This window comes from Thalassococcus lentus, assembly GCF_028023555.1.
Lineage (GTDB): Bacteria > Pseudomonadota > Alphaproteobacteria > Rhodobacterales > Rhodobacteraceae > Thalassococcus_A > Thalassococcus_A lentus.
The window spans coordinates 572,228-588,354 of record NZ_JAQIOY010000002.1 but is presented as its reverse complement, the minus strand read 5'-3'; the positions used below and the strand labels follow the sequence as shown (position 1 = coordinate 588,354).

The 16,127-nt window shown below is 60.3% G+C and carries 16 protein-coding genes; 8 read left to right on the top strand and 8 right to left on the bottom strand.

The window, feature by feature from the left end; translation table 11 throughout:
- Positions 1-26: 26 nt before the first annotated feature.
- The 4 genes from PFY00_RS07945 (at position 27) to PFY00_RS07930 (ending at position 3,200) form a co-directional block, all read left to right on the top strand.
- Positions 27-536, top strand: coding sequence for a peptidylprolyl isomerase (locus tag PFY00_RS07945; protein ID WP_271432000.1), 510 nt, complete (start codon positions 27-29; stop codon positions 534-536).
- Positions 529-1,086, top strand: coding sequence for a peptidylprolyl isomerase (locus PFY00_RS07940; RefSeq protein ID WP_271431999.1), 558 nt, complete (start codon positions 529-531; stop codon positions 1,084-1,086). Before PFY00_RS07945 ends, PFY00_RS07940 begins: the two co-directional genes overlap by 8 nt.
- 156 nt (positions 1,087-1,242) lie before the next feature.
- A complete protein-coding gene (locus tag PFY00_RS07935) occupies positions 1,243-2,211 on the top strand; it encodes an XdhC family protein (protein WP_271431998.1) in 969 nt (322 codons plus the stop codon).
- A complete protein-coding gene (locus PFY00_RS07930) occupies positions 2,208-3,200 on the top strand; it encodes a molybdopterin-binding protein (protein ID WP_271431997.1) in 993 nt (330 codons plus the stop codon). Before PFY00_RS07935 ends, PFY00_RS07930 begins: the two co-directional genes overlap by 4 nt.
- 87 nt (positions 3,201-3,287) lie before the next feature.
- Here PFY00_RS07930 and infC read toward each other — a convergent pair whose 3' ends face one another.
- A complete protein-coding gene (gene infC / locus PFY00_RS07925; RefSeq protein ID WP_456300436.1) occupies positions 3,288-3,782 on the bottom strand; it encodes a translation initiation factor IF-3 in 495 nt (164 codons plus the stop codon).
- Positions 3,783-4,057: 275 nt separating this feature from the next.
- On the opposite strand from infC, the gene PFY00_RS07920 reads away from it, so the two are divergent.
- Positions 4,058-5,236: a hypothetical protein gene (locus PFY00_RS07920; protein WP_271431996.1), complete on the top strand. Its 1,179-nt coding sequence runs from the start codon at positions 4,058-4,060 to the stop codon at positions 5,234-5,236.
- A gap of 108 nt (positions 5,237-5,344) precedes the next feature.
- Here the strand turns inward: PFY00_RS07920 and PFY00_RS07915 are convergent, their stop codons facing one another.
- The 6 genes from PFY00_RS07915 to cysG form a co-directional block, all read right to left on the bottom strand.
- A complete protein-coding gene (locus PFY00_RS07915; RefSeq protein WP_271431995.1) occupies positions 5,345-6,208 on the bottom strand; it encodes a ferredoxin--NADP reductase in 864 nt (287 codons plus the stop codon).
- A gap of 130 nt (positions 6,209-6,338) precedes the next feature.
- Positions 6,339-6,713, bottom strand: a complete 375-nt coding sequence (locus PFY00_RS07910) for a DUF934 domain-containing protein (protein WP_271431994.1) — start codon at positions 6,711-6,713, stop codon at positions 6,339-6,341.
- A gap of 44 nt (positions 6,714-6,757) precedes the next feature.
- Complete coding sequence (locus PFY00_RS07905; protein WP_271431993.1) at positions 6,758-7,537, bottom strand: phosphoadenylyl-sulfate reductase; 780 nt, start codon at positions 7,535-7,537, stop codon at positions 6,758-6,760.
- Positions 7,527-9,203, bottom strand: coding sequence for a nitrite/sulfite reductase (locus PFY00_RS07900; RefSeq protein WP_271431992.1), 1,677 nt, complete (start codon positions 9,201-9,203; stop codon positions 7,527-7,529). Before PFY00_RS07900 ends, PFY00_RS07905 begins: the two co-directional genes overlap by 11 nt.
- Complete coding sequence (locus PFY00_RS07895; protein WP_271431991.1) at positions 9,203-9,505, bottom strand: DUF2849 domain-containing protein; 303 nt, start codon at positions 9,503-9,505, stop codon at positions 9,203-9,205. Before PFY00_RS07895 ends, PFY00_RS07900 begins: the two co-directional genes overlap by 1 nt.
- Positions 9,502-10,911 (bottom strand): siroheme synthase CysG, encoded by a 1,410-nt coding sequence (cysG, locus tag PFY00_RS07890; RefSeq protein WP_271431990.1) that lies wholly within the window; start codon positions 10,909-10,911, stop codon positions 9,502-9,504. The genes PFY00_RS07895 and cysG overlap by 4 nt, the downstream gene beginning before the upstream one ends.
- Positions 10,912-11,051: 140 nt before the next feature.
- Between cysG and PFY00_RS07885 the strand changes: the two genes are divergently transcribed.
- Positions 11,052-11,507 (top strand): Lrp/AsnC family transcriptional regulator, encoded by a 456-nt coding sequence (locus tag PFY00_RS07885; RefSeq protein ID WP_271432218.1) that lies wholly within the window; start codon positions 11,052-11,054, stop codon positions 11,505-11,507.
- A 26-nt stretch (positions 11,508-11,533) separates the two neighbouring features.
- On the opposite strand, the gene PFY00_RS07880 is transcribed toward PFY00_RS07885, so the two are convergent.
- Positions 11,534-12,706, bottom strand: coding sequence for a cytochrome P450 (locus PFY00_RS07880; RefSeq protein ID WP_271431989.1), 1,173 nt, complete (start codon positions 12,704-12,706; stop codon positions 11,534-11,536).
- Between the two features lie 59 nt (positions 12,707-12,765).
- On the opposite strand from PFY00_RS07880, the gene PFY00_RS07875 reads away from it, so the two are divergent.
- Positions 12,766-14,526, top strand: a complete 1,761-nt coding sequence (locus PFY00_RS07875; protein ID WP_271431988.1) for a sensor histidine kinase — start codon at positions 12,766-12,768, stop codon at positions 14,524-14,526.
- Between the two features lie 124 nt (positions 14,527-14,650).
- The gene (locus tag PFY00_RS07870; protein ID WP_271431987.1) at positions 14,651-15,874 is read left to right on the top strand and encodes a sigma-54-dependent transcriptional regulator; all 1,224 of its coding nucleotides are present in this window, start codon (positions 14,651-14,653) and stop codon (positions 15,872-15,874) included.
- Positions 15,875-16,127 lie beyond the last annotated feature (253 nt).

Sequence of the window (16,127 nt, the reverse complement as noted above, 5' to 3'; positions counted from 1 at the left end):
TTGCGCAAAGATTAACGGAGAAACCAATGGCCGAGATCAAAGATCCTGAAAACACCATCCTGATGGAGCTGAAAGACGGCACTGTCACTATCGAACTGCTTGCCGACGTTGCGCCTCAGCACGCCGCGCGCATGAAGGAACTGGCCCGCAGCGGTCAGTATGACGGGGTGGTTTTCCACCGCGTGATCGAAGGCTTCATGGCGCAGACCGGTGACGTTGCTCATGGCAACGCCGATGGCGACAGCTTTAACATGGGTCGCGCCGGCACGGGCGGATCCAGCATGCCTGATCTGCCAGCCGAATTTTCCAAACTGCCGCATGATCGCGGCACATTGGGCGCGGCGCGCAGCCAGAACCCGAATTCTGCCAACTCGCAGTTCTTCATCAACTTCAAGGACAACCATTTCCTGAACGGCCAGTACACTGTCTACGGCCGGGTAATTTCGGGAATGGAGCATGTGGACGCCATCACCCGCGGCGAGCCGCCAGCGAATCCGGACAAGATGATTTCCGTGAAGGTTGCCGCCGATGCGTAAGCTTGCTCTTGCATTGACGATGCTGGCGTCACCAGCCTTGGCCACCGGTCTTCAGATCGAGGTCGCGGGCGAGGGCGCCAATGGCATCATCAAAATCGATTTGCTGGAAGAGGTCGCGCCCAAGCACGTGGCACAAATCACGACACTGGCTGCGGCAGGCGAATACGACAACGTGGTCTTCCACCGCGTGATCGATGGGTTCATGGCCCAAACCGGTGACGTGATGTTCGGCGATGCCGAAGCAGAAGGCTTTGACATGCGCATGGCCGGACGCGGCGGCTCGAGCCTCGACAATATTGAGGCCGAATTCTCCGATATCACCTTTGACAAAGGCGTGGTTGGCATGGCCCGCAGCCAGAACCCGGATAGCGCAAATTCGCAGTTCTTCATCATGTTCGAACCGGGTCCGTTCCTTGACGGTCAATACACCGTCGTGGGACGCGTGAGCGAAGGTCAGGACGTCGTTGATGCGATCAAGCTCGGCGAAGGCCGGAACGGCGAAGTGTTTGGTGAACCCGACCGCATGGTCAAGGTAACTGTCACCGAATAACGCGAGCCAGACAAAAACTTAGAGGAAGGGCGCCGGGATCAGGCGCCCTTTTTTTGTGTAGGGGCCATTTACCCGTGCCATGACCAGCACCACTTTAGAAGGGGAAGACAGGCCCGCTTTGCAGCGTTATCTATGACCCGGAGGGAGATCACCGACATGGACAGATTTGACGGCATACCCGAGCAGGCTCTTGCGTGGCATGACGCCGGCAAAGGGGCTGTTCTGGCCACCGTGACCGAAACATGGGGGTCCGCGCCGCGCCGGGTCGGCAGTCAGCTTGCCATTTCTGGAGAAGGCGAAATCGAAGGCTCGGTTTCTGGCGGATGTGTCGAAGGGGCCGTGATCGTCGAGGCGCTCGAAGCGTTGGAGGCCGGAGAGGCGCGCAATCTCGAATTTGGGGTTTCCGACGGGGATGCATTTGCTGTGGGCCTGGCCTGTGGCGGCACCATCCGAATTCTCATTGAGCCGGTCGGCAGTGTCATGCCGGAAACCCTGTTGCGTGATCTGGTTCACGCCCGCGCGGCCCGAAAAGCGCTGGCCTATGTGGTGAACGTGGCAAGCGGGGCACGTCATCTGGACAGCGAAGGACATCAAGATCGGTTTCGCATGGACCGATCTGGCTTTGAGCCGGATGGGGAAACATTCGTTGCCATCCACAACCCGCCTTTGCGTCTCATTGTTGTGGGAGCGGTCCATATCACGCAGGCGCTGATCCCAATGGCACGCATCGCGGGCTATGATCCGGTCATCATTGATCCGCGCGAAACCTTTGGTTCCGAGACCCGGTTCCCGGGCGAGACGATCTTGCACGATTGGCCGGATGATGCGGTCGAAAGTCTGGGCCTTGATGCCCGCACGGCGCTGGTTTTGCTGACCCATGACCCCAAGCTGGATGATCCGGCGCTGGAAAAGGCGTTGAGATCAGGGTGCTTTTATGTCGGTGCGCTGGGATCGACGCGGACCCATGCAAAACGCGTCGACCGGCTGACAGAAGCCGGGTTTGATGCAGATGAGATCGCACAGATCCATGGCCCTATCGGGCTGGACATTGGTGCGGCGGGCCCGTCGGAAATCGCGGTGTCCATCATGGCGGAAATGACCAAAGTTCTTCGGAAGGGCGCATGAAGTTCGGGCCTGTCCCCCTTGGTGAGGCGGTCGGAGCGGTCTTGGCGCATTCCATCGCGCTGCCGGATGGCCGCCTGCGCAAAGGGCGCGTGATCGAAACAAGCGACCTCGCTCCACTCGAAGCGGCAGGCATTGCAGAAGTCACGGTTGCGCGTCTCGAGGACGGTGACATCGCCGAAGACGCGGCGGCGGAACGTCTGGCGGCCGCACTGGTGCCTGACCCCAAGCGCGCCGGCCTGCGGCTTGGCCGTGCCGCGACCGGGCGTGTGAATGTCTATACAGAAGGTCCGGGCGTCATCGAAGTGTTGGCAGAACGCATTCATGCGCTCAATGCGCTGCATCCGATGATCACTGTGGCCACGGTTCCACCTTGGCAGAGGCTCGGGGCCGGAGGCATGGTCGCCACCGTCAAGATCATTTCCTATGCAGTCCCAGACGCATCGCTGGAGGCGGCTTGCCTTGCCGGGCAGGGCGCTTTGCGGCTGCGCAGCCCTGTTTGCAGCACAGCTGATTTGATCCAGACCAGCGTTGAGGACACCGAAACCGGTGCCAAGGGGCAGAAAGTCACACAGCAACGGCTGGACCGGCTAGGAGTCGCACTGGGGCCGATTTGCGTGGTGCCGCACCAGATCGAGGCGCTGTCGCAGGCCATTGCGGCCAGCACTGCGGATATCGTGCTGATCCTGACAGGATCGGCCACCTCTGATGCCTTTGACACCGCGCCCGAGGCTTTGCGGCAGGCAGGCGGGCGGGTGGTTCACTTTGGCATGCCTGTCGATCCGGGCAACCTGCTGTTCTTTGGAAACCTGAACGGCCGTCCGGTGATCGGCTTGCCCGGATGCGCGCGGGCCCCTGCGCTCAACGGCGCAGATTGGGTACTTGAGCGGCTGATTTGCGGCGTTCCTGTCGGGCCGGGTGATATTGCCAGCATGGGCGTAGGTGGCTTGCTCAAGGAAATTCCGCAACGGGGCCGTTTGCGCGAAGGCTAGGTGCGACCCGCCTGATCGCTTTTCCAAGCCGGCAACAAAAAACCCGCCAAAAGTGGCGGGTTTCGTGATGGGTCAAAAAGAACCCGATTACTTGGCGACCGGTCCGATCATCATCACCATCTGGCGACCTTCCATCTTGGGGAAGTTCTCGACCTTGCCGATTTCCTTTGTGTCCTCGGCGACCCGTTCCAGCAGCTCACGCCCAAGGTTCTGGTGAGCCATTTCGCGGCCCCGGAAACGCAGGGTGATCTTCACCTTGTCGCCGTTTTCAAGGAACTTGAATACATTGCGCATCTTGACCTCGTAGTCGTGCGTATCGGTTCCCGGGCGGAACTTCACTTCTTTGACTTCGATGGTCTTTTGCTTTTTGCGGGCCTCGGATTCGCGCTTTTGCTGTTCGTACTTGAACTTGCCGTAATCCATGATCTTGCAGACGGGCGGATTGGCATTTGGCGAAATCTCTACCAGGTCGAGCCCGGCTTCTTCGGCCATTTCAAGCGCACGAGACGGCGTTACAACGCCTACGTTTTCACCTTCTGCGCCGATCAGGCGGATTTCTGTGGCTTTGATCCGGTCGTTGATACGAGGGCCGGTGTCGCGCGTTGGTGGCGCGTTGTGTGGTCTGCGGGCTATGGGTTTGCTCCGAATTTTCCGTTTCTGGTCAGGATCGCAAGGTAAACTTGCCTGCCCTGTGTTTCAAGCGGCAAATACCAGCAAAGATTAGGCGATGAATCGGCATGTTTGCGCCATGTTGCCGGGCTTTCCCCTTGCGAATGCTGCACGGCAGCGTCACATCTGCCCCCAATGCCGCCGACCGTTGAGTCGCGGCGGTGGGGATTAGAACTAGGAGTGATGTGATGAGGAATGTGATCCTGATTGTGGTCGCGGCTGTTGTTGCCGTTGGCGGTTATCTGTTTTTTACGGGTAAGTCGCCCGAACAGGCCATGAATGACGCTGGCGAAGCGATCGGTGCACCAGAAGCGCTGGATAGTGCTGCTGCCGCCGTTGGCGATGCTGTCGATACGGCCAAGGATGCCGCAGAGGGCGCTGTCGAAGCCGTCGGTGATGCTGCGGACGCAGCTGCTGATGCTGCAGCAGACGTTGCAGAAGGCGCGGCCGATGCAGCTGAAGGTGCCGTCGAAGCGGCGACCGATGTTGCCGAAGGCGCAGCGGATGCAGCCGGGGACGCAGTCGAAGCCGTCACAGAAGCTGCCGAAGGTGCTGCGGATGCTGCTGCTGATACCGTTGCGGACGTTGCCGAAGGTGCAGCCGATGCAGCCGAGGGCGCTGTGGAAGCGGCAAGTGATGTTGCCGAAGGCGCAGCAGATGCCGCCGCTGATGCAGCCGCTGATGTTGTTGAAGGTGCCGCAGATATGGCCGAAGGCGCAGCCGACGCTGCTGCAGACGCTGCCGGAGACGCCGTTGAGGCAGCCGGTGACGCCGTAGATGCTGCGGCCGACACAGCCGCGGATGCCGCAGATGCAGCGGTTGATGCTGCTGGTGACGCAGTCGAAGGTGCCGCAGACGCCGCCGCTGATGTTGCTGACGCAGCCACCGAGACCGCTGCCGATGCTGCTGACGCTGTTGCCGATACGGCCGCTGACGCCGTCGACGCCGCTGCAGATACGGCTGCCGATGCCGCCGACGCTGCCGCCGATACGGCTGCTGACGCTGCTGACGCAGTTGCTGATACGGCTGCCGATGCGACTGACGCCGCCGCTGACGCCGCCGCTGATACCGCGGCTGACGCCGCTGATGCCGCGGCCGATACAGCTGCTGACGCTGCTGCCGATGCCACGGCTGATGCCGCTGACGCAGCAGCTGATACGGCCGCTGATGCTGCTGAAAAGCCAGCGATCACGGATTTGCTGACCGTTGATGGTTTCGACTACGACAAGGTCGCCGAGTATATCGATGGCGCGGACCTGGGTCCGGTCAAGAAAACCGTGGCAAACAAGCTGCTTGAGCAGGTCAAGGACAACCCGGACGCGCTGTCCGGTGTACTGGACCAGCTCAAAGAAGCTCTGGGCTTGTAATCGCCGATCTGGCAGTGGCCGCGCCTGCGGCCCTGCTATTTCTGCAAAACAAAAAGCGCCGCATGGAAACCCATGCGGCGCTTTTTCATGTGCTATGTCGCTGTTGCATCAGTCCAGAAAGGCTTTTTCCACCACATAGTGTTTGGGGTCAGAGTTCGCGCCTTCCTCAAGCCCGTACTCTTCAAACATCTCTTTGAGTTCGAGGTTGAATGCGAGGTTGCCGCAAATCATGGCCCGGTCAACGGCGGGATCGAGGGGCGATACGCCCAGATCCTCAAAGGCCTGCCCCGAGCGCATCAGATCGGTGATGCGGCCCATCTTCGGGCTCTCTTCGCGCGTGGTGGTCGGATAGTAGCGCAGCTTTTCGTGAAAACCCTCGCCGATCAATTCGGCCAGCATCTCGTCGCTGCGAATTTCCTCGATCAACTGTTTGCCATACTCAAGCTCGCCCACTTCGCGGCAGGTATGGGTCAGAATGACTTCATCGTAATCTTCGTATGTCTGAGGATCGCGCAACAGCGAGGCAAAGGGCGCTATCCCGGTGCCGGTGGCGAAAAACCAGATCCGTTTGCCTGGCAGCAGGGCATCATGCACCAGAGTGCCAACAGGCTTGGGCCGCAGGATGATCTCATCACCCGGCTGGATGTGTTGCAAACGCGATGTCAGCGGGCCGTCAGGCACTTTGATCGAATAGAACTCCAGCTCTTCATCCCAAGAGGGCGAAGCAATGGAGTAGGCGCGCAGAAGCGGTTTTTCCCGCCCGGTCTTGGCGTCGGTCTGCATCAGGCCAATCATGACGAATTCGCCAGACCGGAAACGCAAACTGGCCGGTCGTGTCACACGGAATGAAAAAAGGCGGTCAGTCCAATGCTGAACGGCTGTGACGGTCTGGGCGTCGGGCACAGCCATTTTCTTGGGTGTTTCCGGCGCTTTGGTTGCTGCAGCGTCTGTCACGGGTGTCATCTCTGTCATGTTTCTACTACCGGTTCGTGTAAACCGATGCCTTACACTTAGCTTTGATTTGGATCAGGGGAAAGGTTCTAGGCCCCGGCGTCGCGCGCGGGGCTTGATCCATTTGACCCTGTGGCGTGGTGAGTTCTGGTCAGGCCGTGCCGCGCATACGGGCCTGATAGTCGTGCTGGTGCCAATTCGCGCGGGCGAGCCATTGATCCTGAGGTTGGCGTTCGGCCATGTCAGGCGTGATTTCCACGTCATCGAACCCCGAACGACGCGCCATGGCATACTGATCCGCAATCACATGCCCGGATGCACGCAAGTGGCCCCGGTATCCACGCAGCCGCAGCAGGCGCGCCAGCGTAAAGCCGCGCCCATCTGCAAAACTGTCAAACGGAATGCGCAGCGCCGCCTTTGGCAGAAACGCATCCAGCTGCGCCGGGTCAGTGTCGGCGGGCAGCTCTGTAAATGCTATAATCCCGGTGTCCGGGGCAAGGCCGGTGTCGGTGACGATCGTGTTCATGGTTTTTCCTTCGTAATCGGGCGGCATTTGGCCTGACGTTTGATTTAAGGGCCCGAGCGGACGGGCTTGCCGTTGACAAAATGGATCCCGCACTCGGTTTTTTCCTGGCCGCGCCATCGCCCCGAACGTGGGTCTTCACCGGGCGCCACCGCGGTTGTGCAGGGCTGGCAGCCGATCGAGGGATAGCCGCGCGACACCAGCGGGTGACGGGGCAGGCGGTTTTCCTGAATGTATTCGAGCAGGTCTTCGCTGCGCCAATGCGCCAGCGGGTTGACCTTGATCCGCCGGGTTCCCGTTTCGACTTCGAAGAACTCGATCTGTGCCCGCGTGCCCGATTGGAACCGTTTGCGACCGGTGATCCAACTGTCGAAACCACCCAACGCGGTGTTCAGCGGCACTGTTTTGCGCAACGCGCAGCATTGATCAGGATCGCTTTGGTGCAGGTCATTGTTGGGATCGCCCTGTCGCAGATCGGCGGAGGGCGCGCGGATGATCCGCACGTTTTCCAACCGCAGCCGCTCGGCAATCTCTTGTTGGTACACGAGCGTTTCGGCGAACAGCATCTGCGAGTCGATAAACAGCACCGGCGTCGCGCGATTGATCAGGGCAACCATGTGCAACAGGGCAACCGATTCCGCACCAAACGAAGACACAAGCGCCGTTTGGCCCACGACCGCCTGGGCGAGTGTGGCGTCCAGCACAGCCGACGCGCTGTGATGGGCAAAGCGCGCATTCAGCGCATCGGCCTTTGCCTGCAACGCCCCATCCAGAACGTCAGGGGTTACTTCTGCGCCATCACTAAGCAGCAATGCATCAGGCAGCATGTCTGCGCCCTTGGGTTTTGCCTGCGCCGTAGAGCGCCTCTTTGAACGGGGCCATACCCAGCCTGCGGAACGCATCGATGAACCGTTCTTCGGCGCTGCTGCGGTGTTGCAGATAGGCATAGACGAGCCGTTCGATGGCGGGGATGATTTCCTCGGCGGAAAAGCCGGGGCCGGTCCGTTGGCCAATGGCCGCATCCTGCGTGTGATCGCCGCCCAGCGTGATCTGGTAGTTTTCCACGCCAGCGCGATCCAGCCCAAGAATGCCGATATGGCCGACGTGGTGATGTCCACAGGCATTGATGCAGCCGGAAATCTTGATCTTGAGATCGCCGATCTCATGTTCCAGCTTCAGCTCGTCAAAGCGTGTGGCGATCTGCTGAGCGATCGGGATCGACCGGGCCGTGGCCAAAGCGCAGTAGTCCATGCCGGGGCAGGCGATGATGTCAGAAACCTTGCCGATATTCGCCGTCGCAAGCCCATGACTCTTCAGCCGTGCGTGGATATGCGGCAGATCGCTTTTGTGAACATGCGGCAGCACGATGTTCTGTTCATGGCTGATGCGCAATTCGTCATGGCCAAAGGTTTCGGCAATGTCCGCCATGATCCGCATTTGATCGGCTGTGGCGTCGCCGGGCGTTGCGCCATGCGCTTTCAGGCTGATCTGGGCGATCGCATAGCCTTCCTGTTTATGCTCGGACAAATTGCTGTCCGCCCAAGCCCGGAATACGGGATCATTGGCGTAGGCCGCATCAAAAGACCCGGTGTCACGCTGCGAAAACGCTGGCGGTCTGAAGTCGGCTTCGATCCCGCTCAGCCACGTCCGATCGACACCGGTAAAGGCGGGCTGAAGGTCACCAAACCGGTCTTCGACCAGTTGGCGAATAGTATCGATCCCGTGTTCATGCACGGTTATCTTGATCCGCGCCTTATATTTGTTGTCCCGGCGGCCCAGAAGGTTCCAGACAGAAACGGTGGCTTCGATATAGGGCAGCAGATCATCTGCAGGCAGGAAATCACGCAGCACTTTGCCGATCATGGGCGTGCGGCCCAGACCACCGCCCACAAAGATGCGATACCCGATCTCGCCGCCCTGTTCGACAATTTGTACGGCCAGATCATGCGCGCGCAAAACAGCGCGGTCTTCCTCACTGCCGGAAACAGCGATTTTGAATTTGCGCGGCAGAAACTGAAATTCCGGATGGTCTGTCGACCATTGGCGGATCAGTTCAGCCACAGGGCGCGGATCGGCAACCTCATCTGCGGCGGCGCCGGCGAAATGGTCAGCCGTGACGTTTCGAATGGTATTGCCCGAAGTCTGGATCGCGTGCATGCCCACATCGGCCAAAGCGTCCAGCATGTCGGGGACATCGTTCAGTTTGGGCCAATTGAACTGAATATTCTGCCGGGTTGTGAAATGCCCATATCCCTTGTCCCACCGCTCGGCGATCTCGGCCAGCTTGCGCATTTGGCGGCTGCTGAGTGTCCCGTAGGGAATGGCAACGCGCAGCATATAAGCGTGCAGCTGCAGGTACAGCCCGTTCATCAGGCGTAGCGGTTTGAATTCATCCTCGGTCAGTGCGCCTGACAGACGGCGTTCTACCTGTGCGCGGAACTGGCGATTGCGTTCTGCCACAAAGGCGGTGTCAAATTCGGAATAGCGATACATCACAGCGCCTCTGCTTGTTTGCCATGGGGATAGTTGGACGGGCCCGTGCGCCGGAAATCTTCGCGAAAGTGCACAGGTTCCGGAGCACCGTCGCGCAACGCGACCTGGGCCAGATAGACACCGACAGCTTCGCCGCTGCGCGCCTGCGCTTCGAGCAGTCGCAGCTGGGCGTGCGCTTCGTCCGTCAGCACTTCGGCTTCGGACAAGGCCCGCGTCCAGCCATCCGTATCCGTCAAATAGATCACGTCACCTTCGACCAACGCATTTGCGGTGATCACATGCGGTTTGAACTGGATGGTCATAGGGATACCTCTTGCTGAGAAAGGGCCGTCACGGTGTCTGCGGGCAGCGCATCTTTGGCGCGTGGCTCTAGGCCAAGCAGTGTCAGGGCAGGGCCGGTGGGCGCGGCTGCGCGCAGATCGGCAGGCAGGCGGGCCAGAGTGGTGGCAATGACGTGCTGGGTGGGCAGAGATGCGTTGGCAACGACGGTGACCGGTGTGTCCGGCGCGGCGCCATGCATGGTCAGACGGCCCTGAATATACCGCGCCGCCTTTTTACCCATGTAGATCGCGGCCACTTCGCCGGGCCGTGCAAGGGCGCGCCAATCATGATCGGCAAAGCCAGCCATGTCATGACCGGTCAGAAATCGGACGTCATCGTTTCGACCCCGCGACGTCAGGCTTTGTCCGATCGCCGCAGCACTGGCCGAGGCGGCGGTGATGCCGGGCACGACATGCCAGCCGATACCGGCGTTGCGCACTGCTTCGACTTCTTCATCAAGCCTGCCAAAGACAGCGGGATCACCGCCCTTCAGGCGGACCACCTGTGCGCCCGTTTGGGCATGCTCAACGATCAGATCATTGATCTGCTCCTGGCGCATGGAAGGGCCGAACCCCTCTTTGCCTGCGTTCACCAAAATCGCCTCGCGGCGCGCAAGTTCAAGGATTGCCGGTGAAACCAGCCGGTCGTGGATCACCACGTCTGCTTCGTCTAGGGCGCGCCTGGCCTTGAGGGTCAAAAGTTCGGGATCGCCGGGCCCAGCACCGACAAAAGCCACATGGCCCAGTTTGGCCTGACGTGAAAGATGATCCTGCAAGAGCGTCTCGAGCGTTGTTTCTGCCGCCTCTTTGCCCTCAACAATCGCGCGGGGGCCTTGCTTGAAATAGTAGTCAGCCCAGAAATCACGGCGCGCCCGGCCCATCGGCAGGGCCTCTGCCATTTTTCGAAAGGCTTTGCCGATCCGCGCCAGAGGGCCAAGCGTCGTGGGCAGGCGTTCTTCCAGATCAGCCTTGATCTTGCGGGCCAGCACGGGCGCTGCGCCTTCTGTGCCAATCGCAACAGTCACCGGATCACGATCCACGATGGCCGGGGTGATGAATTGGCTGGCTTGCAGATTGTCGACGATGTTGGTCAAAGCACCATCCGCGCGTGCCAGTGCAGAAGTGCGAGCATCTTCGGTTTCATCTTCGTCGGCCGCGTAGAAAAGAACGGCGCAGGTGGTATCGCCCGGCTCCAATCTGCGCTGGACCAGCCGCAACTTTCCTTCAGTAGCCCATTGTTGGATTTGAGGGTCGGGCTGCGGCGCATGCACCGTGATATGCGCCTCGGTTTTCAGCAAAAGCCGAAGTTTGGCCAGCGCAGCTTCGCCACCGCCGGAAACGACAATGCGCCGACCGGCCAGAGCGAGGAAGATAGGAAAATGTTGCATCGCGCAGCTCCTTTTTCTGCGCCCAATATAGAAATTTGTTCTGATATGTTGCCATAGCTCAGAAAATATAAGAACATATGTTCCAAATTGACGGTGAGTGGGATGTGGTGTTCTGCGTAGCCGGCGAAAAAGGAAAAACCATGAAGATCGATGACACAGACCTGAAAATCCTGTCCCAGCTTCAAACCGATGCCTCACAGTCTCTTGATGACATCGCCAAGTCGGTTGGCTCGTCCAAGACACCGGTCTGGAACCGGATTCGCAAAATGCGTGAAGCTGGGGTGATTGGGCCTCAGGTGGCCGTACTGAATGCCGAAGCACTTGGGTTTGAGGCGTGTTTTTTCGTGCTGATCCGCACCTCGGAACACGAAGCGGACTGGCAGCGCAAGTTCCTCAAGGCGCTCAGAGATCGGCCCGAAGTGCAAGAAGCGCACCGGTTGGCGGGGGACGTCGATTACATCCTAAAGGTTCGGGTCCGGAACGCGCGGGCCTACGATGAATTCTACCAAGCGCTCATTTCAGAAGTGAAAGTGCATAACGTCACGGCGCTGCTGTCGATGGAAGAAATCAAAATGACCACGGCATTGCCTCTTTGAGGGCGCGGGGGGCGCGCAGAGCCGGGTCAGATCCCGACCTGAAGCGCGCCAAGCCCGTGAAAATGGTACAGGTTCGCATAACGCGGGGGCTGGGCCAGTCTTAGGCTGGGGCAACGTTCGAACAGGATCGGCAGGGCGACCTGCATTTCAAGCCGCGCAAGGGGCGCACCGACACAGAAATGCAAACCGCCGCCGAAACTGGTCGAGGCGACATGCGGACGGGTCGTGTCAAAGACATGTGGGTTGGGCCATGAGGTCGGGTCACGATTGGCCGCGCCCAACATCAAAGCAACCTGATCACCGCGCCGGAATCTGTGGCCAAAAACATCGATATCTTCATAGGCATAGCGCGTGAACATATGCAGCGGCGCGTCAAAGCGCAGGATTTCCTCGACGGTGGCCTCTGCGTTGTCGGCGTGGATATGGTGCTGCGCCTCGAGCATCGCCTTGATGCCGTTTCCCATGGTGTGAACGGTTGCTTCGTGCCCGGCGTTCAGCAGTAAAATGCAGGTTGTGATCAGCTCATCAGTGCTGAGCTTGCTGCCATCCTCTTCGGCGGCAATAAGATGCGTAATGAGATCGTCAGCCGGTTTGCTGCGTCGCTCGTCGATGTATCCGCGCAGAAAATCGGAAAACGCGCGTGCCGCACCGGCGGCCCGGTCTTCGATGGCCCGATCCCGACGCGCCTGATACATGGACACCATGTCGGCAGACCACTGCAACAACTGTGTGGCCATGGTCTCTGGAACCCCCAGCAAACGGCAGATCACGATCACCGGGATCGGCTGACAGAAGGCAGGCAGAAGATCAAAATCACCACTCGGGAACGCATCGATCAAGTCATTGGAAAGATTTTCGATTTCCGGTCCCAGCGCCTTGATCCTGCGTGAGGTGAAAGCGCGAAGAACCAGCCCGCGCAGGCGCGTGTGGCGCGGCGGCTCCAGTTCCAGCATGCTGTGGGCTTCAACGGCATAGAAATCACGCAGGTGGTCGGGCACCGGACGGGCCTGTTCGGCCGGGACTTCGCGGCCAAAACGTCTGTCACGCAGCAGGGTATGCACGGCCTTGTGGCTGACGGCGCAGGGCATGTCATAGTCTGTCCACCAAACGAGATCGCCAGCGGATCGCATTTCGTCGTAGAACGGGTAGGGGTTCTGCACAAAGGCAGGATCTGTTGGAGACTGGTCAAATCGTTGCATCTGCGCACCGTGGCTGCTGTATGCTTTGCTGGCAAGAGTGAGCTTGCTAAGAGGACCCTATGAAAACGGCAAGTGGTTTTACATTCGGGTTGGTTCTCGTCGGTTTGCTGGCGGCGAGCACGCTGGCGGCCGGTATCTGGCGGTATGGGTACGTACAAGCGCTGGAGCAGGTGGCCGCGCGGGGCAAGGCCGACCTTGCCTTGGCATCAGACCGTTTGGTGACACAGCTTAGCCGATATCGTGAAACCGCCGTTCTGATGGCGGATCACCCGGTTCTTGCGGCCTTGCACAATGCCGATGGCGATCGGGTCGCGGCGGATGCGCTGTTGCTGGAGGTGCGCGACAAGACGTCTGCCTTGATGGTGCACTATGCAGATCGAACAGGCCGGGTGTTGGCCGCGGCCGGGGGCGAGGCCGGAGCCGATCTGCAACAGGCCGCCTACTTTCGCCGTGCCCTGAACGGCGCTCTGGGCGCGACGCATGGCAGTTCGGCTGCAACCGGGCAGCGCGCTTATTCCTTTGCAGCGCCAAGCTTCGATCACAGCGGCCGCGTGCAGGGGGTTCTGATTGTCGTCGTCGACATCGAAAACCTTGAGCAGGACTGGCGCGGTGCCTGGCCGACGGTCTATTTCAATGACCCAGATGGCCGGGTCTTTATCACCAACCGATCCGAGATGCTGGGCTGGCAGCAAATTCCCGGTGGCATGGATCGCGGCGTTGCGGGTTTGGCCAGCATTGATGCGGTGAAGGCTGGCGGGCTCGAAATATGGCGGCAGGATCTAAGCCCCTATATCCCGGATCGCGCTTTGCGCCTGGTGCAGCCACTGCCGGTGATCGGACTGGTGGGCGAGTCGCTGGTTGATGTAGGACCCGCCTTGCGCTTGGCGGGATTGCAGGCGGCGGCCGTAGGTGCGCTGTGCATGTTCTTTGGCTCGGTGCTGTTGGTGGTCATGGCACGTCGCCGGGCACTGGCCAGCGCCAATGTGGTGCTGGAAAGCCGCGTGCGAGACAGAACGCGGGATCTTGAAGACGCCAACACTGCCCTGCGCCGCGAAGTGACCGAACGCGAAGAGGCAGAGGCCGCGTTGAAGCGGGCGCAGTCGGATTTGGTTCAGGCAGGGAAACTGTCGGCTCTTGGACAGATGTCCGCCGGGATCAGCCACGAACTGAATCAGCCGCTGATGGCGATCCGCCAATTTGCCGACAACGGTCTGGCCTTTTTGGATCGGGGCCAGCCCGAGGTGGCCGGAGAAAACCTGACACGGGTGTCGCAGATGGCCGCCCGCGCGGCCCGGATCATCAAGAACCTCAGAGCCTTTGCGCGCAACGAAAGCGAGCCAATGGGCAAGGTGAACCTTGGGGATGTGGTGGATCAGGCGGTAGAGCTGACCCATGCGCGACTGGCAGCAGACGGCATTGCCCTTGAATGGCAAAGACCGGGGCAGGCCATCCATGTGCTGGGCGGTGAAGTGCGCCTCGCGCAGGTTTTCGTCAACCTGATCAACAACGCCGCCGATGCAATGTCGGGCCAGAAAGGCGGCGCCGGGCAGGGCCGCATCGAGATTATCGCGACCGGCGGGGCTTCGCCCCGCGTCGAGGTACGGGACACCGGCCCGGGCATTGCCGATCCTGAAAGGATATTCGAGCCGTTTTATTCGACCAAGGAAGTTGGGGAAAGCGAGGGTATGGGATTGGGACTGTCGATTTCCTATGGTCTGGTTCAGAGTTTTGGTGGTCAGATCCGAGGTGCCAATGCGCCCGATGGAGGCGCGATTTTCACCGTAATGCTGGAAGCCTGGCGCGCCGAGGCTGCGGCATGAGCGCCGGTCCGTCATTCGGCGCTCGGGCGAGCGCCCATCGCCCCGCCCGCCGTCCCGCAGGCGCGGCGGCGTGGCGTGTTGCGCCATTGTTTGACGGTATTGAACACAGGAATGAGGCGCAGGGATGAACGGTCAGGTTTTGTTGGTGGACGATGATGCAGCCGTGCGCGAAGCGTTAGGGCAAACGCTGGCGCTTGCGGATTTAGACGCGGTCACGGCGGGCTCCTTTGTCGAAGCAAAAGACCGCATCAAACCGGATTTCGACGGGGTGATCGTTTCGGACATCCGCATGCCCGGCCGGGACGGGTTCCATTTGTTGTCCTATGTGCAGGACATTGACGATGCGCTGCCGGTCATTTTGCTGACCGGTGAGGGGGACATCCCCATGGCCGTCCGGGCCATGTCGCAAGGCGCGTTTGATTTTCTCGAAAAGCCCTGTGGCCGGGATGAGTTGCTGCGTGTGATCGAGCGCGGGCTCAAGACCCGTGCTCTGGTTCTGGAAAATCGCGCGTTGAAGGCGCAACTCGAGGCCGGGGATCCGGCGGCGCGGTTGATTTTCGGCGTCTCCCGGCAGGCCGAAGCGCTGCGCGGGCAGGTGAGGGCCGCGGCCCGTGTTGGCGCCGAAGTTCTGGTTGTCGGAGCGCCCGGTGCGGGCATCCCGAAGGTGGCCGAGGTCATCCACCTGTCTGGTAACGCCCCGTCTGCGCCGTTTGAAAAGCGCGCAGCGGCAGGTCTGAGCCGAGAAGCGCTTGCTAAGCTTTGGGCCGATTGCGCCGGAGGCACTCTTTTTCTGGACGAAATCGGTGCATTGCCGGACGACACGCAGGTTGCCTTGCTCGACGCCCTCGAACGTGGCGGTCCGCGGCTGATTGCCGGCAGCAGCCGCGATTTGTCTCAGGCTGTCGAGCAAGGCGGGTTTTCCGCTGAGTTGTATTACCGGCTGGACGCGCTGAGCCTGCGTATCCCGACGCTGTCGGAACGGCCTGAGGACATTCCGGTGCTCTTTCGCCACTACGTCGCGCAGGCCGCTGAGCAGGCCGGGCTGGAAGCGCCGGAACTTGAAGAGGACATGCTGGCCGAGCTGGTTTCGCGTGATTGGCCGGGCAATGCCCGTGCGCTGATGTCCGAGGCCATGCGATTTGTTCTGGGCGTTGGTGCGGGTGGGCCGCGCGACACGGAGTTGGGATTGGCTGAACGCATGGCGCAGGTGGAGCGGTCTTTGCTCGAGTCTGCGTTGCGCCGCGCAGAGGGCAACGCCCGCTCAGCCGCTGAGGCGCTGAAGCTGCCGCGCAAGACCTTCTATGACAAGCTGACCAAGTTCGGGCTTAAACCGGAAGATTATCGCTGATCGCGATCTGTCAGAGAATCGCCCAGGCGGTTTTGTGCGGAAATTCGCACTATAGGCGCTAACAGTTGTGCGGAAATCCGCACAGTTTGTTCTGGCGAACTCAAGATATATCTACGGTCATGCTGCTAAAATTCTGAAAACGCGCAATATTTCATCGATTCCATTCGAACACCGCCATTTTCTTGATCCATACCGAATCAGGCTCTTTTGTATCGGGCAGGCGGGTTTGCCCGGTGCAGCCCGTTCCTGAAAC